A 20,921-nucleotide genomic window follows, 5' to 3' on the forward strand; every position below is an offset into this window, starting at 1 on the left:
AGTTTAATAGTCAGAACAAATTTTGAAGCAAACCTTCATCACAGGCTTAACTAATAATGCCAAAACTAACTTGAAATATTATTCACTGTTGGATTTAATAAGTATTGAATAAACTTGTTGATAACTCTTTAATATTTTGATTATTTAATACTTTCATAAGGCGATTAAAAAACAACCACTAAAGTAAATCAACATTACTTGCCAGTTTGATTACTAATGGCTTATTAAGGCAAAATGAAGGAAAATACTTTTTAGGACTTGCTTTTTATGAATTTGGCAATAAAGCAATTGAACAATTTAATATAAAAGAGCTAGCCATTGAGCCTCTTTCATTTTTGCGAGATAAAACGCAACTTGCTTGCCATTTAGGCATATTAGACGGCAACTCGGCGATTTATTTAGCCAAAGTCGAAAGTCCTAGCGCAATTCAGGTCAAAAGCTGGCTAGGTCGCAAGCTTTCATTGCATAGCTCTGCTCTTGGTAAAGCACTTTTAGCATGGGAACCAGAACAGCGTATTGATGAGTTATATCCAAACGAAAACTTAGTGATTAAAACACAAAACACAATTACCACAAAAACGGCATACAAAAAGGAACTTAAAAAAATACGCGAACAAGGTTGGGCATTTGATAACGCCGAAGACTTTGACGAAGTGACTTGCTTAGCTGCACCAGTTTATGATAAAAGTGGCAAAGTCATTGCCGCAATTAGCACATCAGGGGTTCGATTTCAAATGCCAAGTGAAAGAATCAACGAGTTTGTTCAATATTTACTGAGTGCAACGAAAATGCTATCTGACAAAATAAAAAGCTAATCTATTTTATTTGTCCATATTCAGTTGCTGATCAAAATGACCAAAGCTTAACCTAATGGTGCCAAGTTCGTCACCAAAATCGGCACCTTGCGATACAATTATCCCTTTTGACAGCAATTGATTAAGCAAGGTTGATTCTTGTACCACCGTGCTCACGGGCAAATGAGCATACAGATGAAAACCACCCAACGGCGCTTGATAAGTAATGTCACCACCAAAATAGTTATCTAACCACTGCATTAACTGTTCAGCTTTGATTTGTAGTGCTTGACGTAATTGTTGTTGGTGTGAAGCGTGATAACGTTGTAAATATTCTTGAGCTAATAATTGTGGCAATATACTTAAACCTGAATCAATGTGTTGACGAATTTTGGCTAAATTTTCGATAATATTATGCGGCGCTAACATCCACCCGACACGAATATTACGCCCAATATATTTTGATAACGACCCTAAATAGATAACTTGGTTATGCTGATCATACTTTTTAATTGGCGTTACAGCTAAATCAGGAGTAAATGCTAGACGGCTATAAGCATCATCTTCAACAATCCCGATACATTGTAGTCGGCAAAATGCCAATATTGCCAACTTTCGCTCATTGCTCATAACAAACCCTGTTGGATTTTGAAAAATAGGATTTAAAAATAACCATTTTATTTGATGTTGCCGTACACAATTTGATAGGCTATCAAGCGTTATGCCTTCATTATCGCATTCAATACCATATAAACGTAATCCGGCTGCTTGAAACAAAGGTAATGAGTAAAAATAGGAAGGAGACTCTATACCAACTGCATCGCCAGGTTTAAGTAAACCCTGTGTAATAAGAAATAATGATTGTTGCGTACCTGACGTAATTAAAATTTCATTAATATCAACTTGCATAGCAAACTGACTTTGCATATAAAGTGCAATTTGTGCTTTAAGCGATGGCAAACCTAATTGCAACATATCACTGTTTTTTTCGTGCATAATTAATTCATTTAACGAAATATTTGGCAACTGGAGCTTGGGGATTAAATGCGTTGGTAAATCACCATTAGCCAGATCACAAATACACAATTGTTGTTCGCGAATTTGCGCTACTTTTTGCTGATAAAACGATTGTTTATTATGATAAAAATGTGCAGGTAAACGCCAATTAATCGATGAATAAGCTTGCACGCCCCATTTTTGCTTATTAACATAGGTGCCACTCCCTTGACGACGGATCAGCACACCCCGTTCTGTTAACAACTCCAGCGCATGAACCACAGTTGAGCGATTAACACACAATTTTTTTGCCAGATCACGTTCTGACGGTAGCCTTTCACCTGCGATCAACACGCCCTGTTCAATATAGTGTTCTATTAGCTGCGTCACCTTTTTAAAAAGCGCTCCAGTAAATGGTACCAGTTTTTGTTTATCCCACATTATTATTCCACTTTAATGGTTTAGCCCATTTTTTAATTATTTTTGTTACAGCAAATTTACCCAAAATTGGATGGTTTTATTATAGTCCAATTGGCTGTTTTTTATTGTGCTTTATTTTTGAATAATACGCTACACTAATTACAGTTAAACAATATTGCCATTATAAACCTAAAAAGGAGTAAAAGATGAACCAAGTTACAGGCACACAAACCGTTAAACGAGGCATGGCACAAATGCAAAAAGGCGGTGTAATTATGGATGTTGTTAATGCAGAACAAGCCAAAATTGCCGAACAAGCTGGCGCAGTTGCAGTGATGGCACTAGAACGAGTACCGTCGGATATCCGCTCGGCTGGTGGCGTAGCCAGAATGGCTGATCCAACCATTGTTGAGCAAGTGATGAAAACTGTGAGTATACCTGTTATGGCTAAAGCTCGAATTGGTCATATTATTGAAGCCCGTATTCTAGAATCGATGGGCGTTGATTATATTGATGAAAGCGAGGTATTAACCCCTGCCGATGAACAGTACCACTTACTTAAAGATGAATTTACCGTGCCATTTGTTTGTGGATGCCGTGATTTGGGTGAAGCACTACGCCGAATTGGCGAAGGTGCATCAATGCTACGCACCAAAGGTGAACCCGGCACGGGTAACATTGTTGAAGCTGTGCGCCACATGCGTAAAGTCAATGAGCAAATCCGCCTAGTGGTCAGTAAATCAAAAGATGAATTAATGACCTTTTCCAAAGAAATAAATGCACCTTACGAACTGGTTTTACAAATCAAACAGCAAGGAAAATTACCCGTTGTTAATTTTGCCGCAGGCGGCATAGCAACCCCCGCTGATGCTGCATTAATGATGCAACTTGGTGCCGATGGCATTTTTGTTGGATCTGGGATTTTTAAATCACAAAATCCCGAAAAATTTGCCAAAGCCATTGTACAAGCCACGACTTATTTTGATGATTATCCACGCTTAGCTCAGCTTTCAAAAGGTTTAGGCGAAGCAATGAAAGGCATTGAAATTAGCACACTGACTCAATCCGAAAAAATGCAAGATCGGGGTTGGTAATAATGTATTCATCAAAACCAAGTATCAAGCATATTGGTGTGCTCAATTTACAAGGTGCGGTGAGTGAGCATATGACAATGTTAAGTAGTATCAACAATGTACAAACGTCTTTAGTTCAGAAAGCCGAACAATTAGCAAGGTTAGATGGTTTAATTATCCCAGGTGGAGAATCCACAACAATCAGCCGTTTAATCAAACAAAATGGGCTTTTAACACCCATTCAACAATTTGCTAAACAAGGCAAAGGTATTTTTGGCACTTGTGCTGGGTTTGTGCTTTGCGGTAAAACCACAACACATAACGAAGTAGAGTTATTGAATTTAATCGATATAAGTGTTGAAAGAAATGGATTTGGACGCCAAGTTAACAGCTTTGAAACAACCTTAGATATACCAGTTGTTGGTCTACAAATACCCGCTGTATTTATTCGAGCCCCCTATATTGCCAAAGCAGGAAAAGCTGTTCAGCAACTCGCATTTGTCCAACAACATTGTATTATGGCAGAACAAAACAATATCCTAGTTTGCGCCTTTCACCCCGAACTAACTAATGATAATCGCATTATGCGTTACTTTATTGATAAATGCTAAATTAAATAAGGGATTTTATATAAAATCCCTAAAGACTGCCCTTATCTAATAGCTAATTTATTGCAATTAATTAATGGTTGATTACTCATGTTAATCAATAAAAATCTATAGCTAATTGTCCTTTAAATTCCCAATAGATTTTTACTGTCATTATAAACGCACCCGCCTACACGGCGGTAAACTGCGTGACGATACGAGCTGGATACACGATATGTTTCTAAACCGCCTACACGGCGGTAAACACCAACAGCGATAGCGAAAGAATATTTTGGATTTTCTAAACCGCCTACACGGCGGTAAACTAACGGCAGAACCAATAACATTAAATGATCTGTTTCTAAACCGCCTACACGGCGGTAAACTCTGCTTTCTTGTAATGCGTTGATTGTGCCGTTTTCTAAACCGCCTACACGGCGGTAAACTTGCATACTCTAATGAACACATATGAGCGCGATTTCTAAACCGCCTACACGGCGGTAAACTTTTAGATAAAAATGGATTAACTGTGAGCGCATTTCTAAACCGCCTACACGGCGGTAAACTAGAAACGAATATACTATAAACTTTGTTTGGCAAAAGGCAAATAGGATTTTTGTCTTCAAAAACCCTTTTTGGAAATTGTTTTATAATTCATTGTTTTTATTAATTTTAATTTTTTGTTAAAAAAAAGGGTAACAAGTTTTTAAATTTTTATATGATAACTTAATTTTTCACGCAAAAAACATCAGATACCACATTGGTTTTATTTCTATTTTAAGATAAAACCAATGGATAAAAAATTAATGACACTAAATCAATCAATAATAAGATATCTAACCAAATAGTTTCTTGCAATTTGCTGCACAATGCCCATACTGCTATAATTTTGTTATCTTTCAAACTTGGATCTCTATTATGTACATCATCTATGGCATTAAAAACTGCAATACAATGAAAAAGGCCTTTACTTGGCTTGATGATCACCATGTCAGTTATCAATTTCATAATTATAAAACTGATGGTCTTTCTGAAGATCTTTTAGATATTTTTTTGCAATTAGTCGATTGGCAAAGTTTACTTAATACCCGAGGAACAACTTGGCGAAAATTAGATGAGTCCGTCCGTTCACAAATAAATGATGTGCAATCTGCAAAAAAGATTATGTTAACCAACCCATCCATTTTAAAACGCCCTTTGCTTATTGACGGTGGCAAGCGTGCTGTGTTGGGGTTTTCAAATGAGCTTTATTCACAATTTATTTCGCAATCTAAATAAAATCGAGACTATTATGACTGAACCTGTTATTGCGCTAACCAAAGCACTCATTGCTGAAAAATCAATAAGCCCTGACGATAAAAACTGTCAAAAGATGATTATTGAGCGATTAAAACCGCTCGGTTTTATTATTGAAGAAGTGAATATTGGGCAAACCAAAAATTTATGGGCTTATCATGGTGATGCCACCAGTAAAACCCTTATGTTTGCTGGACATACCGATGTTGTGCCAGTTGGTGATGAAAGCAAATGGCTATACCCACCGTTTACACCGACCATTGATGAACACGGTGTGCTTTATGGTCGTGGCGCATCTGATATGAAAAGTGGTGTTGCTGCAATGGTTTGTGCCGCAGAAGATTTTGTTAAGCAATACCCAAATCATGCTGGGCGAGTGGCCTTTTTAATTACATCAGATGAAGAAGCCGATGCAAGCGATGGCACAGTTAAAGTCGTTGATTTGCTTATTAAACGAAAAGAACGTGTTGATTACTGTATTGTAGGCGAACCGTCAAGTGACGTTGTACTTGGTGATCAGATTAAAAATGGCCGCCGTGGCTCACTCACTGCCAATTTGATTGTACATGGAATTCAAGGTCATGTCGCTTACCCGCACCTTGCGGATAATCCTATTCATCGTTTTGCCCCTGTACTAGATGAACTTGTTAATACTATTTGGGATGAAGGCAATCAATACTTTCCACAAACGACTATGCAAGTTGCCAATATTAATGGTGGTACTGGCGCTGAAAATGTTGTACCTGGCGATCTGAGTGTACAATTTAACTTTCGTTATAGTAGTGAATTGACTGACACGGCAATTAAAACACGCGTAGAGCAGATCTTACAAAAGCATAATTTAAATTATACGTTAAATTGGCGATTATCAGGGCACCCATTTTTAACCCCACAAGGCGATTTAACTAATGCAGCGGTTAGTGCCATTAAAGAATTTACCGATATTGACACTAAGCTATCGACCAGTGGCGGCACATCGGACGGGCGTTTTATTGCTCAAATGGGGTGCCAAGTTATTGAACTTGGCGTACTTAATAAAACTATACATAAGGTCAATGAAAACGCTAATTGCCAAGATATTATTACCTTAACTGCGATTTATCACCGCATTTTAGAAAAATTGTTGCTAACATAGCTATCATTGTGTCGTTATCCAATTAGTTTAAAAGGAAATAGCATGGAGTGGTTAAAAGATTACTGGTGGATGATTGTGGTGATTTTAATTGGGATTTTTATTAATGCTATTAAAGCACTCAATCGGCTAAGTTACAAAGCGTATCTTGAAAAAAAGAAAGGGATAAAACCTATCCCTTATCAAGATGACGACGACGATTAGCCATCAAAAAATTCAACTAACAAAAAGTAACACGTGCCTTAGCGAAAATCTTGGGCACTACTATCAAATAGTGCTTGATGACGATAGCGATCAACCCACATTGCTGTTGCGCCACACACAGCAATAGGCATAATAATTAAATTAAGCACCGGTACCATAGTAAAAAAGCTGACTAATATGCCAAAAGCTAAATTATCACCCCGATCTTGTTTAAGTAACTCACTCATCCGCTGAAAAGTTATTTTATGGTTATCAAAGGCATAATCAGCATACTGAATATTAATTTGCCAAGCAGTAAATAAAAACCAAACCACAGGCGTTATTGATTGTCCAATAACAGGAATAAAATAAGTTAACAATATGGGGATTGCCCATAATAGATAATTGGCGAGTTTGTGTAGTTCTCTGCCAAAAATACGTGGTAGATCTTTAATGATACTAATCCACGATGTATCAGGAGCAGGAATACCCGTTAACTGTGCCTCAACCTGTTCGGCCAATAAACCGTTAAACGGTGCGGCAATGATATTAGTTATAGTGCTAAAGAAATAACAAAATAGGATAACTAACATCAAAATGACCATTAAAATGAGGATATACCCTAACCAATGTAACCAACTTGGCATATACGATAACCCCCAATCGACCATGCCCGAGATGGTATGAAAAAACCAATAAAATAATATCGACATAACCACAACATTGGCGATTATGGGTAAAAAAACAAATCGCTTAATACCTGGGCTAAACGCCAATGACCATCCTTTAAAAAAATACTCAATACCTGTTGTTGGGTGATTTTTTGGTTGATTGGTTTGTGAATACCGATGTTGCGATCGGATTTCTAAATTATTATGCGTCACATTCGATTCCTTTTTAATAAAAACGAATTGAGTTAAAAAAACTAAATTGAAACATGATGATCATTGTAAACATACCTCATGGCAACCTGCAATAATGATCAGCTAACTTTATTGGGTATTTTGTTAAAAATCACACTATTGCCTTACTTTTCCAACCATGTTTTGACCTCGTGCTTAATAGCCTGCATTAGCGCTGATTTACCCGCAAGTTGATATAAATTCACGATCAATGGTTGATTATTTTTGTTTTTTATCAATGCTGACAATATCTGCATTGATAATGGTTGCTGGTGGGTTTGATTATAGTGATTCAATCGGCACAGCGCCGCATAAGTCGCTTCAAACGGTCGGTGATAGTAAACAAATCCAGCCAGTTCATCTAAATCTTGCGCATCTAAATCTTGTGAAAGCATGACATTACTGTCTTTTGTGATCATCTCGCTGAAAGGCAAATCGATGATATCTTTAAGCCAGTATGCATTGCGCTGTAGTTTTTGCTCTAGCTTAATGGTTAAATGCAATCCAGATTCGGTTAGTGGTTTAAGCGCCATAACAGAATAACTGCCACTACTTGCCTGTTTATGGCTACTAACGTGAACCAAAACAAATCCACAAGCGGTCCAAAATTGATAATTAGTCGGGCTATAAGCAAAACTGACTGACAAAAAATCATTATGCTGTGTTTTAGCATGATCAAATAGGGTTTGTATAAGTTGGCTAGCAATATGTTTGCGCCGATAGGCGCTTAGCACCGCAATGCGGTTAATTCTAACCGAACGCAATTTAGCTGCCAACCGTTCTCCCGCATGTGCAACAAGCGATTGCGCAACTAAATTGCCTTTAGGTCGGCGAGTTCCTTTCCACACTTCATTGATCAGACTATCGGGCAAGTTGCCTTCATCAATGGTGAGCGCTGCAGCAATTTGCTCATTGCCGATTGTCGCCTGCCAGACCGACAAGTTTTGTGCGTCAAACAAGCGCCTTAAATCCGTTAATGTGGTTTGATAATGCGCGATTTTTAATAAATAAAAGATAGATCTTAATGCATTAATATCATTGCGTTCAATCTTTGAATATTGTACTAATAACACATTGAGCTCGGAGCCAGCTTTTTGCTCTAATAAACCATTTAGCAACAACCGATCACTAAATTGCTCCAACTTATCACCCGCATGCCAACGAATAGGTGTGTGTAGGTAGAAATATTGACATGAATTGTCTAACAACAATTTCAACAAAAAGCCCTGCCCAGTACCTTCATAACCTTCAGCTGTAGTAGTTAATAACACTCGGCTATTATTGGCAATTGCCTGTTGTAGCAATTTTTTTAGCATTGGCAAAGGGATCATTGCTGCTTCATCAATAATCAAATAATCCGCAAAATTATTATGAGAACATGCAATTAATTCATCAGGAGCAAAAAAGGGGGTATTCGGCTTAGCAAAAGTAAAAAAGGTAGTTAATGCTGATTTATTGGGTGCAGTAACAATGCAACGCCGATAGTGGCTAAACTGCCCAGCTAATGCTGATTTTCCTCGCCCACGTTTGGCAACTACAACACTAATAGGCTTATTGCTGTTTAACAATTGCTTTAACGTGTTTTGTTGTTCGGTTAAATCACAATAATTTTCGGTAATAACGGGTAAAGATGGAATCGAGAATGTCGCGGGTTGGGGAAAATATCTGCAATTAGAAGATAAACCACATTCCGCCAAGGTCTGCATTAAATGTGCAATAAAATTAGGCACAGTAATAGCTGTTGGATTTTCGTTCCAGCGCAAGCTGTCCTGATCATGCCAACGGGAAAAGTCGTTAGGTAATAACAAAATTAGCATACTACCTTTAACGAGTGTGCCAACCAGCATAGCAAAGGCATCAAGATTGAATCCTGCTGTTGCATCAAATATAGCATGTCGAAACTGGCGCCCTAATAACTTTTTTGTTTGGTTAGGGGGAAGCATATTAAAAACAAATTCATTTTGGCAATTAGCCTGCGAGGTGATCGTTAGCCAATCTCCAGCATAATTACCGATAATATGACTAAGTTGTGCAAATAATTGCCTAGCTTCACCCTGTAGCACCCATAGCGTTCTTGTGCTGTTGGCGTTGTACATAGACTAACTTTTTCCAATCAATAACGACAACAAACCAGCCGCAATCAACGGACCAACAGGAATGCCTTTGAAAAAAGCCACACCAACTAATGTGCCAATAATTAAGCCATTAATAATGGTTGGGTGTGCTCCCATTAGCGATACACCACGGGTACCAAGCCACGATACCAAAATACCCACAAAGATTGCCAATAAAGATTGCCAAGAGGTAAACGATTTGGCAAGATCGCCAATCTTTAATGATCCATCCGCCAATGGCACCATCATAGCTGCCGTTAAAATAACAATACCGATAGTTAAACCATATTGATTTAAAAATGGAAAGTAAACAGCTAATGGCGTTAGCTTAAATAATAACAATAATAGTACTGCAAATGTCACTGTGTTATTATGTGTTAAATAACACAGTGCGGCTAACCCTAAAAGAAGAAAAAAAGAAATATCAAACTGCGCAAACATTACAAAGGAACACCTATACGTTTTGCCACTTCTTCATAGGCTTCAATTACGCCACCTAAACCTTGTCGAAAGCGATCTTTATCCATTTTTTTTAGTGTATCTTTTTCCCATAAACGACAACCATCGGGTGAAAACTCGTCACCTAAGGTAATTTCATTGTTAAATAAGCCAAACTCAAGCTTGTAATCAACCAATATTAGCCCCGCTTTATCAAATAAATCAGTTAAAATTGTGTTAATTTTAAAACTGAGCTCTTTCATTTTAACTAATTGATCTTCACTAGCCCAGCCAAAGGCTTTGCAATGCGATTCATTTACCATTGGATCATGCAATGCATCGTTTTTGAGAAATAATTCAAATGTAGGAGGATTTAAAACTTTGCCTTCCTCAACACCTAAACGTTTAACTAAAGATCCCGCTGCACGATTACGCACCACGCATTCCACAGGTACCATTTGTAGCTTTTTAACTAACACTTCATTATCTGATAGTAAAGCTTCAACTTGGGTTGGAATACCTGCTTCACGCAATTGAGTCATAATAAAATAGTTAAATTTATTATTAACCATTCCTTTACGTTCTAACTGTTCAATACGTAAACCATCAAATGCCGATGTATCATTGCGAAACTCAAGGATTAATAAATCAGGGTTTTCGGTTGTATATACCGTTTTTGCTTTACCACGATAAAGCTCAGCCAACTTTTTCATGCTTATAACCTTATATCAAATTGCCAATAAAGAATTAAGGAGCTATTCGCTCCTTAAATTCCAAACTTATTATTGATTTTCACCACTCACGGCTGTTGCGGGTTTCTTGCCCTCGGTCTTGTCTTTCGCAGCATCATCACTTTGCGCTTTTGGTGGTACAACGCGCAATGAATCTGGTGCAACATCATCCATTATGCCATTAAATAAGCCAACAACATAACGCTGTACTTCAATAGGCTGCGAAGTTAAATCATCAGCCCCACGTGTTAGCGAAAGCGTTGAAATCACTATCGTTTCGGTATCACCCACTAATTGTCGTTTGAATGAATAAGCTGCTTCAACGGTTTGATCTTCATCTGCACGTACCATAAATGCTTTGCCAGTTTTTAGCGTATTATGATCTTGACTAACAATGGAGATATTTCTTTTGCTTAAACTATTCGGGATACGCTCCCACACGTTATAACTTAATGGCACGTTAAACGTCACCGCGCCGTTATTATAAATTGCAAAGGCTTCTTGAATAGTCGGAATCGGTAAAATGGGTGGGCGGATATCCACTCGTTTGCCTAAATCACCGCTAAGTTCAGCATTATTAACATAAAATTCACCGCTTTCAGCTGGCACAGAAATGCCATCAGGAATAATTAACGGTTTTAATGTAGGCGCTTTAAGGTAATCTTCATTTCCATCGACTTCACGCTTATAGTTTTGATTGCTCCCACAGCCAACAAGAAATAAAGAAGTCATAATGGTTAAAACAGCCACTTTTTTAATGGCTTTGTTTTTAAATAAAGTTCTGTTCAATGTGTGATTTAACATAGATATCTACTTTTTAAAATAAAGGTTATACAACACTAATTAGAGTAAATTTGCTTCTTTTAACGCTTGCTCAACTGCGGGGATCGATGATGCACTGAGTGATACCATTGGCAATCGAATTGTTGCATCTTGCATTAAACCTAATTTTGCACAAGCCCATTTGACTGGAGTTGGGTTCGGTTCGATAAATAAATTATGATGTAAAGCCATTAAGGTATCATTTAAAGTTCGGGCTTCTTGAATTTGGTTATTGGCAGCAAGTTGACATACAGTTGCAACAGCTTTAGCTGCAACATTAGCGGTAACGGAAATAACACCATCACCACCTAAAATCATAAAATCCAAAAATGTTGAATCATCACCACTAAGTAACTTAAAGTCAGGTCCAACCAATTTACGAGTAGGATAGACTCTAGAAAGATCGCCTGTTGCATCTTTTAATGCAACAATATTTTTGATTTTAGCCAAGCGTCCAACCGTTTCAGGTTTAATATCACTACTGGTGCGACCTGGCACATTATATAAAATCTGAGGCAGAGCGGTGCTTTCGGCAATGGCTTTAAAATGCTGATACATACCTTCTTGAGTAGGTTTGTTATAATAAGGCGCAACCGTTAAACAACCTACAACACCGATATTTTCAACCCGATGAGTTAATTCAATAGCCTCTTTAGTTGCATTAGCCCCTGTGCCCGCAATAATGGCTATACGACCGTCAGCATAATCAATTGTTCGTTTAATAACATCAATATGCTCGTGATGATCAAGGGTTGCCGATTCGCCTGTTGTCCCAACCGAAACAATAGCCGATGTCCCATTAGCAATATGATATTCAACCAATTTTTTTAAGCTTACATGATCAACATTTCCTTTTGTATCCATCGGAGTAACAAGTGCGACCAAACTTCCTGTAAACATAAAATGACCTCTCATATTATTGGTTTATAACACAACGTAAAGAATAAAAAATCTGCGAACAAGTATGCGATATTTCTAAAGTAAATTCAACTTTTGTTACGCCGGATTATCAATATCAATAAAAATAACTTCAACACCATGATTATTAGCTAACCATTCGCCTAATTTTTTAATGCCGTAACGCTCGGTAGCGTGATGCCCAGCAGCATAAAAATTAATGCCGTACTCGCGCGCAATATGAATAGTGCGTTCCGAAACTTCGCCAGTAAAAAAAGCATCCACGCCATTTTGCGCTGCCTGCTCAATATAATCTTGCCCTCCACCACTACACCACGCAATACGATTAATTACTGCTGGTGCATTATCACCACAAAATAACACTTGTCGCTGATTATTGTGTAACACTTGCTCTAGGTGTTGTTTAAATTGTAACGCCGTCAGTGGCATGTTTAACGTGCCAGTAAAAAGCAGATCAGCGATATCATTACGCTTATCGACCGCAATCCCCAACAAATTAGCTAACTCAATATTATTACCAAAAATGGAGTGTCCATCTAATGGCAAGTGATAACCGTATAAATTAATATCATGCGTTAATAGTGTTTTAAGCCGTTTATATTTAATACCTGTAATGGTTTGTGGTTCACTTTTCCAAAAATAGCCATGGTGCACAAGTATAGCATCAGCTTGTAATTCAACCGCTTTATCCAATAATAACTGACACGCGGTCACGCCAGTCACAATCTTATGCACCTGTTCGCGCCCCTGCACTTGCAATCCATTTGGTGCATAATCACGATAACGGGTAATTTGTAGTTCATTATTAATTATCTTTTCTAATTCAAAGTTGTGCATAATTCACTCGGTTTTAAGATCATTTATATGATGATGATTGATTATAATCACTTTAATCAATCAGCGCATCTTCTTGTTCGTTTTAATCTCTATTTTGCCAAAATGGCTACAATCCTTGCCACAATAAAAGCGCATTAAAATTAACTATTCAATAGCAAATCTCAATGCCAATGCTAGGCGAAATAATCAAAAGCTGTCATAATAGTCTTTTTTTGACAAATTAAGATAGATTAACGTGCCAAACGCCAAATTATGTGAACGCTTTCGTGGGTTTTATCCTGTTGTTATTGATATAGAAACATCAGGGTTTGATCCAAAACTCAATGCTATTTTAGAAATTGCCGCTATTACTTTAAAAATGACACCCGACGGCTGGCTAGAGCCAGATCAATCCTTGCAATTTAATGTTAATCCATTTAGCGACGCGATTTTAGAGCCAACAGCACTGGCTTTTAACGGAATCGATCCGACTAACCCTTTACGCTCAGCGGTAGATGAAAAGCACGCTTTAGACGAAATATTCAAAATGGTTAGAGCCGGCATAAAAAATAACGAATGTACCCGCGCAGTCATTGTGGCACACAACGCACACTTTGATCACAGTTTTTTAATGGCTGCCGCTGAACGCTCAAATATCAAACGTAATCCATTCCACCCATTTGCCACCTTCGATACGGCATCACTAAGTGGCTTAATTTTTGGGCAAACCGTACTGGCCAAAGCATGTCAAGTAGCACAAATCGAATTTGATCACAAACAAGCTCATAGCGCATTATACGACACGCAAAAAACTGCGATACTCTTTTGCAAAATCGTCAATCGACTTAAAACATTAGGTGGATGGCCTTTAACAGCCATAGATGATAGAGAAGTAACATCAATCATGGATTGAGAAAATACTTAGTAACACGAAGCATTCATAAACACAATAACAAAAAATTACCGATTAAAAAGCGCGCTTATAATCTGCACGCTTAATGCTATTTAAAAATTAAGGTTTATGTTTTTCGGCAGTTTGTTGAATAAGTGTTTGCAACTCGCCAGCTTGAAACATTTCTAGTAAGATATCGCACCCTCCCACTAATTCGCCTTCAACCCATAATTGCGGGAACGTTGGCCAATTAGCAAATTTAGGTAATTCGGCACGAATATCTGGGTTTTGCAAAATATCAACATAGGCAAATGGCTCTCCACATTGTGATAAAACCTGCACCGCCTGTGCCGAAAAACCACAACTTGGTAATTTTGGCGAACCTTTCATATAGAGAATAATCGGATTATCGGCAATTTGTTTTTTGATTTTATCGAGCGTTGTCATTTCAGTGGTCATACGATTTCCTTTATCATTTTTCGTAATAATACTGACTATTTTAACGTACAATGGATATTGTTCCCACTGCTATCTTAAATCCCCATTGTTTAATGCATATTTTTAAAACAAACAAGGAGCAATAAATAGCATCTGCTTATGATTAATCGTATCATTTTAAGACTTACTTCTCATTAGTAAAAAATAGCAAAATAATTTTTAAGCTAACAAAAGATTAATACGTTTTATCATCAAAAATTAGTCAGAAAACCTATTGATTTTATTAATGTTTTTATTCTTGATTTTTAAGTTTTTATGTGAGGTTTTTAACGTTATTTTTTAGCCATAATATGACAGTTAGTCATTTGATTAACAATCCCTTTTCTTGCTACTACAAAAGCGCTTAACTGGGGGGGTAATTAACTAAAGCGCCACCTGACTACAGAACGTTTGGCGCTTTACTGACTTTGCTTAGCCGAATTTTATATTGCTTTTTGCAAACTTAGAATTTTTATCAATGCCCAACGCTAGGGATAAGTGCACAAAGTATACCAATTGTCGCCATTCCCGCGGTAATCAACAGTAGCTTCCGCTGGACTTACCACAAAATGGCTGCTTGCATTGAAAATGTCACTAGTCCAATGCCAATCGTAGTTATTGTTGAAAAAACTAGAACCAATGTAAAAACTAACATCTCCCCACTCCGTACTAAAGCCAGCATCGATTCTACGTTGGCGAAACCAAGAGTTTGATGTTGGCACTGCTCCATCGATGCCATTTACACAAGGAAAACGGGAACCTAAACCGCACTTGGCATTGGTTATATCCTTAATTTTTACTTGACGATACCCCAAACTATTACACCATGCTAATGAGTCAGAATAGAAAGCCCTTTTTGTACCACGATGAACAAACCACTGCTTCAACACAAATCCATATTTGATTACCACATTATTACTTTTATCATAACCCTTTAGTACAAATAGTTGCGGTAAAGTTGGCTTAGCTATTGTCCCTGGATTGCGAGATTGTCTTTGAGCTGCCGTTACCGTAGGCCCGGTAAGGGTGACCTTTACCCCGCCTAAACGCTCAAAGTGATAACCGTCACCGGCTGATGGTTTTGGCGGCTCTACTGTCATGCTAGCGGTTATCCCCCCCTGACTTACCGAAGGCCAACTTAATTCGCTTGGGTTTACGTCATCATCCATATCTAAATAAAAATACAGCCCATTAGCGCCTGTTGTCGGAAAATTTTGTTCATAGGTAGCCAACTTAGTTGATTGGACTAAAAATCCGCCTCTATCATTGTCCGTGTGCAGGTTGCCCCAAAGCGCAAACTGATAAGAATGACCAACAGTCTCAAAAATGCCTAATGCACCTTTTGGTGCAAAATTATTATGCAATAAATTTGGCCTTACGTATTTGATATCATCATAATGACAGCGGGTTGATCCCTTTGGTTTGATATAGTAAACAGCACTACCACTATCAAATGTACTATTATTGGGCATGCCATAACGTGTACTTAAGCTACCGTCACTGCTTGTTAATACTACTTTATAAGGTGCATCACATATATTTAATACCGTATTACGATTCACGGCATTATCATCTTTATCGGTGATATCAACCGTTAAAGTCCCTGTTGCGCTAGCCCCATTAGCGTCTTGACCGTCGCCATCATCATCCCCCCAATAATGATATGGCGGGCCGAGTAATGCATTTAGCGCTATTGAATTCACGTCCACTGGAACGAGCATAGTAATATCACTAAAACTATCACCCAGTTGCGGTAACTCAATGGGATTTGTTGGGCTTGACGGATTTTTTTGTGGTGTGATAATTTGACCGTCTGATAGCTTAATACTTAATAATTCCTCGGTGGTTGAGATCTTCGTTTGCCCACCATCATACGTAAAATACGGCGCACTACCTTGTATTACTTTTGTGCTTTGCGCAGATAATGCCTGCACATCCAATGAACATAATAGCAACAACGGCAACAAGAAGCGTGGCGGTAGCAATTTTTTCTTTAACGAAAAAGACAGCTTTGTGAATTTAATTAAGTTGCGTGCATAAAAGCAATTTTTGGAACTAGCTACAAAAGTTAAGATATAGGACATCCAGTGTCTAAAATAATACTGCATTACATTTCACCCATCTCGTGATTTTTGTTTTATTTTAATTTTTTTCTGCGTGTAATATCACTGTCTAGTTTAGTTTTTAAACCGCGAAATTATAACCACTAAAATTTTTTTTGCTACCTTTTTGTTAATTTTTTGTTTGTTTTTTGTTTAATTATTAATAATGAATGGCGTAACGACTTTTAAGAATTGGCTTTGTGGGAAATCGCATTATTCTATTCGATTTTATGGGATACGTTTAAGAGATTAACGCTTCAGAGGTTTTCACTAATAACACACTTTACTGACAAAACTTAAAACACCTAAAACCCCACAAACCTTAAAATAAACCTTTGTCAGCCTAAAAAATCATTCAGAAAAACCATTGATTTTATTGAATTTTTTTCTTGGCGTTTTTTCCAAAAAATATAAAAGGGAGTAAACATACCAGCAAAATATCGACCACAAATTCTTAACTGAATTGACGATTTAGAAAAAGGCGGTAGCAATCAAGGCATAGGGCTACCAGCATTGACGCCCAAAATAATACAGCATCACATTTCACTTACCACACAAACCTTTTTTTATTTTTCTGGTTTACCACTTACTTGATGAGATTGTTTTTCAATAATTGAAATTGTTACTTTTCAAAAATATTTAGCACGTTTTTTTGTCAGTTTTTTGTAAATTTTTTAATGGATGGAGTGACTTTTAAAATAACTAGGTTAAAGCGTTTTAGCTCCACTATTTTAAATGAAAGTTTTTATTGCGACTTTTAGATATGATTGATTCTTAGCATATTATTGCGTCAAAAAAAACAACAGCCGCTTAGTAATGGTAAAAATGGACGAATTTTTTTGATGAAAAACCAGTCAGAAAACCAATTGATTTTATTTAATTTTTTATTTTTACCTTATAAAGGATGACAATTTTTGCCTACCCTTCCACAAATCCCGACAATATAGTATGCTAGCTACCATCGTTTCAACTCACACTAAACCGTATACACCGTGCACGCATTCATTTTGACTTTACGTAAAGTCTTTTACAGCAGTAATCTTCTTTTTAGTCTTCGAATGTTAATTAGTTTAACGGGATCGACGTTGGTTCCCTGGTATTTAGGACACACTTCGCTGGTTATTCCACTGACTCTTGGCGTTGTCGCGGCAGGTTTAACTGAAATCGACACCCGCCCATTAAGTCGCTGTATTAATATCATACTGACATTGTTCTGTTTTTCTATTGCGACTTTTTCGGTCGAGTGGTTATTTGATTACCCGGCATTGTTTATTGTGGGGCTGATGTCTTCAACGTTTATTTTTATTATGCTGGGTGCGCTTGGGCAACGTTATGGTGTTATTGCTTTTGGGTCACTTTTGATTGCTGCCTATACCATGCTTGGGCATAATTTATATACAGACAACTATACATTACCCTGTTTTTTATTGTTAGGAACACTTTGGTATAGTATTGTTTCGTTTATTGAATCAATTATTCAACCAATTCGGACAACACAACAAGGTTTATCTTACTGTTTTTTAAAGTTGGCGCAATATCTTGATGATAAAGCGGCAATGTTTGATCCCGATGAAACCAATCATTTTATCAAACAAACACAACAACTGGCCGATAGCAATAATCAGTTGATTAATGCTTTTAATCAAACCAAAAGCACACTGTTTAATCGACTAAAGAGTTACAGAGGGCAATCTTCTGTCAAAAAGATGCTTAACTATTATTTTGTCGCACAAGATATTCATGAGCGGGCTAGCTCGTCACATAGCAATTATCAAATCTTAAGCCAGCATTTTAAGCATAGCGATATTTTGTTTCGGTTTGCACGTATTTTAAATTTGCAAGGCAAAGCTTGCACTAAGTTAGCTGTGTCAATTAAGCTAAATCAAACTTATCAGCACGATCCCCTGTTTGTGCATTACTTTTCGTACCTTGAAGAAGCTATCAAACAATATCAAATTCGTGATAAAAACAATGCATTATTGGTTAAATCTTTGCAAAGCTTATATCAAAACTTACTATCTATTGATCTATTATTAGCCAATATTGATACTGAACAACATCTATCAAAAGAACAAGAAGATAATCAGCTAGTTGACGAAGAGCTAACGAGCTTTCATGATATTTTTAGCAAAATCAAACGTAATTTGACGATTAAATCAGCATTATTTCGCCACGCAATTCGTATGAGCCTTGTCCTATTTGTTGGCTATATGGTACTTTCCTTTTTCCAACTTACTCATGGCTATTGGATTATCTTAACCAGCCTATTTGTTTGCCAACCTAATTACTCAACGACAAAACACCGATTAAAATTACGTGTAATCGGCACTCTATTAGGTATTATTATTGGCATTCCTCTTACTTATTTATTTCCTAGCGTTGAAGAGCAGTTAGTGTTAATTATCATTACTGGTTGGTTATTCTTTTTATTTAAAAATTCACAATATGCTTACGCCACCGCCTTTATTACATTGTTAGTATTTTTTAGCTTTAGCCTGATTGGTGAAAGTAGCATTTCGGTGGCTATTTCACGCATTATTGCCACCTTAATAGGGTGTTTTATTGCGTGGTTTGCCGTCAGTTTTATTTGGCCTGATTGGAAATTTAGAAACTTACCAAAATTGATTGATCGAGTTTGTCATGATGACAGCCATTATTTAGCGCTAATTGGTAGCCAGTACTTATCAGGAAAAACCAACGATCCGCAATATCGATTAGCAAGGCGAGCCGCTCATGATAGCAATGCCGATTTATCATCTTTAATTAGTTTGATGACAAAAGAGCCTCATATGAATCCAATAGTTATTGATCAAGGATTTCGTTTATTAACCCTTAATCATACATTGATTAGTTATCTTTCTACCTTAGGCGCACACCGAGATAAAGGGATTTCGCCCCACACACTTGAACTGTTTGACGATCTATCAGTGTATATTATCAATCTGTTAACAGATAAAAAACTGGATGAAAAATATCAATTAATAAAAAAATCGACCACAGATTATATTGAAACGCTCTCGTTCAATGATAATCTAGCCAATAATGATTTGTTAGTTATGCAACAATTGGTGTTAATTTTAGATATTCTGCCAGAGTTAATCGCTCTGGCTGGTAGCCTAAAAAGCTAAGTTATACTAAAGCAAGGTTACACTAAGGCAAGGCGAATTTTCTTATAACGTTTTTCATTATTTCTTTACTTACTAAAAAACGATTGATTAATTTATCAGATTGAATCACCACTTTTACTTTTTATAGAGTTTAATCATTTTTACGATTAATGCATTGGCGATTCATTTTGGCATCAATAAAAACCATTTTAACGACTTTAGAATGATTTAGGATGAGAAAGCAATTGCATCACAAAAAAACTTCAATAAAATCAATAGCTTTTCTGAAAGATTTTTAAGCTAACAATTCGGCTTAATAAGCTGTATAGGTAATTGATAATGCATTTTTTTTAATAGATAACATAAATAAACCGCTTGTAATAGATGCGTTATCGAGATGAGTTGATTGCTAAGGATTTTGTTTAACACTAAACTTAACGAGTTTAATCCTAAAGTGTCACAATCATGTTGAATTGCTTTCAATTGCTGTTTTTGATCGATAAATAATTCAAGTCGTCCTGAACAAGTCACACTTTCAAGTATTGTTAATAGAGGCTGAATAATAAAAGTTGAAAGCGAATCTTTAGTGTAATTATTTTCGCTTAACTGCATTTTTCGCATTGTATAAGTATTTGAGAGAAACATGTGTTCGGCCACTGCGGTTTTTCTTCGGCGCCAAGAATCTTCAAAATCAAGATTTAAGGTTTTTATTTCATTTGTTTTTTGTGCTTTATAAAGTAAAGCGAAAGGTTCTAAATCTAAAAAACTCTCGTTTTTTACGGCTTTCACTAATATGGTTAAAGGCTGATTTTGTGTTTCTAGAAAACTACGTAAAACCTCAATGCGTGATTTTCTATATTCATCCCAAAACAGCCGTAAAAATAACTGGTTTTTCTCGGCATCTTTTACGCACCAAACTAAACTTTGCCTAATTTCATCAAAATACGGCTTATCGTTATTTTGTATATGAACAAATACTACCTCATTAAAAAGAACGTCATCCAAATGGCTATTTTGCAAATAACCATTTAATACTGGCCAATTTTGGAAGCCTGTAGTTGCTTTAAATTTAAGATAATTTTCATCATTCCACCCGTTTTGTTGTAACGTAGCGGTCGAAC

The 20,921-nt window shown here is 36.9% G+C and carries 19 protein-coding genes and 1 CRISPR repeat array; of the genes, 8 read left to right on the forward strand and 11 right to left on the reverse strand.

Features of this window, described 5'->3' with window-relative positions; all coding sequences use genetic code 11:
• Positions 1 to 206: 206 nt before the first annotated feature.
• Entirely contained in the window at positions 207 to 815 is a 609-nt protein-coding gene (locus A9G30_RS01760) for an IclR family transcriptional regulator (RefSeq protein ID WP_081295537.1), read from the forward strand.
• Between the two features lie 6 nt (positions 816 to 821).
• Here A9G30_RS01760 and A9G30_RS01765 read toward each other — a convergent pair whose 3' ends face one another.
• Positions 822 to 2,231, reverse strand: a complete 1,410-nt coding sequence (locus A9G30_RS01765; protein WP_065587857.1) for an aminotransferase-like domain-containing protein — start codon at positions 2,229 to 2,231, stop codon at positions 822 to 824.
• A 185-nt stretch (positions 2,232 to 2,416) separates the two neighbouring features.
• Between A9G30_RS01765 and pdxS the strand changes: the two genes are divergently transcribed.
• The 5 genes from pdxS to A9G30_RS12290 all read left to right on the forward strand — a co-directional run bounded on the left by pdxS (position 2,417) and on the right by A9G30_RS12290 (position 6,502).
• Entirely contained in the window at positions 2,417 to 3,304 is an 888-nt protein-coding gene (pdxS, locus tag A9G30_RS01770; protein WP_065587858.1) for a pyridoxal 5'-phosphate synthase lyase subunit PdxS, read from the forward strand.
• A gap of 2 nt (positions 3,305 to 3,306) precedes the next feature.
• Positions 3,307 to 3,894, forward strand: a complete 588-nt coding sequence (gene pdxT / locus A9G30_RS01775) for a pyridoxal 5'-phosphate synthase glutaminase subunit PdxT (RefSeq protein ID WP_065587859.1) — start codon at positions 3,307 to 3,309, stop codon at positions 3,892 to 3,894.
• A gap of 214 nt (positions 3,895 to 4,108) precedes the next feature.
• A CRISPR array of direct repeats spans positions 4,109 to 4,437; the repeat unit is 29 nt; unit sequence TTTCTAAACCGCCTACACGGCGGTAAACT.
• Between the two features lie 351 nt (positions 4,438 to 4,788).
• Positions 4,789 to 5,148 carry an ArsC family reductase gene (locus A9G30_RS01780; protein WP_065566288.1) on the forward strand — a complete coding sequence of 120 codons (360 nt, stop codon included), beginning with the start codon at positions 4,789 to 4,791 and terminating at the stop codon, positions 5,146 to 5,148.
• A 13-nt stretch (positions 5,149 to 5,161) separates the two neighbouring features.
• A complete protein-coding gene (gene dapE / locus A9G30_RS01785) occupies positions 5,162 to 6,301 on the forward strand; it encodes a succinyl-diaminopimelate desuccinylase (RefSeq protein ID WP_065587864.1) in 1,140 nt (379 codons plus the stop codon).
• A gap of 42 nt (positions 6,302 to 6,343) precedes the next feature.
• A complete protein-coding gene (locus A9G30_RS12290; RefSeq protein ID WP_081295541.1) occupies positions 6,344 to 6,502 on the forward strand; it encodes a YpfN family protein in 159 nt (52 codons plus the stop codon).
• Positions 6,503 to 6,540: 38 nt separating this feature from the next.
• Here the strand turns inward: A9G30_RS12290 and cysZ are convergent, their stop codons facing one another.
• From cysZ to A9G30_RS01820, 7 genes are all read right to left on the reverse strand, one after another.
• Complete coding sequence (gene cysZ, locus A9G30_RS01790) at positions 6,541 to 7,344, reverse strand: sulfate transporter CysZ (RefSeq protein ID WP_081295543.1); 804 nt, start codon at positions 7,342 to 7,344, stop codon at positions 6,541 to 6,543.
• 164 nt (positions 7,345 to 7,508) lie between these two features.
• A complete protein-coding gene (locus A9G30_RS01795) occupies positions 7,509 to 9,479 on the reverse strand; it encodes a tRNA(Met) cytidine acetyltransferase TmcA (protein ID WP_065587860.1) in 1,971 nt (656 codons plus the stop codon).
• 3 nt (positions 9,480 to 9,482) lie between these two features.
• Complete coding sequence (locus tag A9G30_RS01800) at positions 9,483 to 9,938, reverse strand: DUF441 domain-containing protein (protein WP_065566285.1); 456 nt, start codon at positions 9,936 to 9,938, stop codon at positions 9,483 to 9,485.
• Positions 9,938 to 10,648: a phosphoribosylaminoimidazolesuccinocarboxamide synthase gene (gene purC / locus A9G30_RS01805; protein WP_065566284.1), complete on the reverse strand. Its 711-nt coding sequence runs from the start codon at positions 10,646 to 10,648 to the stop codon at positions 9,938 to 9,940. The genes A9G30_RS01800 and purC overlap by 1 nt, the downstream gene beginning before the upstream one ends.
• 69 nt (positions 10,649 to 10,717) lie before the next feature.
• Positions 10,718 to 11,470 carry an outer membrane protein assembly factor BamC gene (gene bamC / locus A9G30_RS01810; RefSeq protein ID WP_065580267.1) on the reverse strand — a complete coding sequence of 251 codons (753 nt, stop codon included), beginning with the start codon at positions 11,468 to 11,470 and terminating at the stop codon, positions 10,718 to 10,720.
• 39 nt (positions 11,471 to 11,509) lie between these two features.
• Positions 11,510 to 12,388: a 4-hydroxy-tetrahydrodipicolinate synthase gene (dapA, locus tag A9G30_RS01815; RefSeq protein WP_065566282.1), complete on the reverse strand. Its 879-nt coding sequence runs from the start codon at positions 12,386 to 12,388 to the stop codon at positions 11,510 to 11,512.
• Positions 12,389 to 12,484: 96 nt separating this feature from the next.
• Positions 12,485 to 13,243 (reverse strand): Nif3-like dinuclear metal center hexameric protein, encoded by a 759-nt coding sequence (locus A9G30_RS01820; protein WP_065582759.1) that lies wholly within the window; start codon positions 13,241 to 13,243, stop codon positions 12,485 to 12,487.
• A gap of 235 nt (positions 13,244 to 13,478) precedes the next feature.
• Here A9G30_RS01820 and rnt point away from each other — a divergent pair, with 235 nt between their 5' ends.
• Complete coding sequence (rnt, locus tag A9G30_RS01825) at positions 13,479 to 14,135, forward strand: ribonuclease T (protein WP_218057685.1); 657 nt, start codon at positions 13,479 to 13,481, stop codon at positions 14,133 to 14,135.
• Positions 14,136 to 14,234: 99 nt separating this feature from the next.
• Here rnt and A9G30_RS01830 read toward each other — a convergent pair whose 3' ends face one another.
• Both A9G30_RS01830 and A9G30_RS01835 read right to left on the reverse strand, forming a co-directional pair.
• Complete coding sequence (locus tag A9G30_RS01830; protein ID WP_065580276.1) at positions 14,235 to 14,561, reverse strand: Grx4 family monothiol glutaredoxin; 327 nt, start codon at positions 14,559 to 14,561, stop codon at positions 14,235 to 14,237.
• Between the two features lie 518 nt (positions 14,562 to 15,079).
• Positions 15,080 to 16,675, reverse strand: a complete 1,596-nt coding sequence (locus A9G30_RS01835; protein WP_218057686.1) for a hypothetical protein — start codon at positions 16,673 to 16,675, stop codon at positions 15,080 to 15,082.
• 1,025 nt (positions 16,676 to 17,700) lie between these two features.
• Here A9G30_RS01835 and yccS point away from each other — a divergent pair.
• Complete coding sequence (gene yccS / locus A9G30_RS01840; RefSeq protein ID WP_218057687.1) at positions 17,701 to 19,821, forward strand: YccS family putative transporter; 2,121 nt, start codon at positions 17,701 to 17,703, stop codon at positions 19,819 to 19,821.
• A gap of 279 nt (positions 19,822 to 20,100) precedes the next feature.
• Here yccS and A9G30_RS12825 read toward each other — a convergent pair.
• A partial coding sequence (locus tag A9G30_RS12825) for a hypothetical protein (protein ID WP_176700823.1) occupies positions 20,101 to 20,921 on the reverse strand: 821 nt, incomplete at its 5' end.

The organism is Gilliamella sp. Fer4-1 (assembly GCF_001690515.1).
In the GTDB taxonomy this organism is placed as follows: Bacteria; Pseudomonadota; Gammaproteobacteria; order Enterobacterales; family Orbaceae; genus Gilliamella; species Gilliamella apicola_C.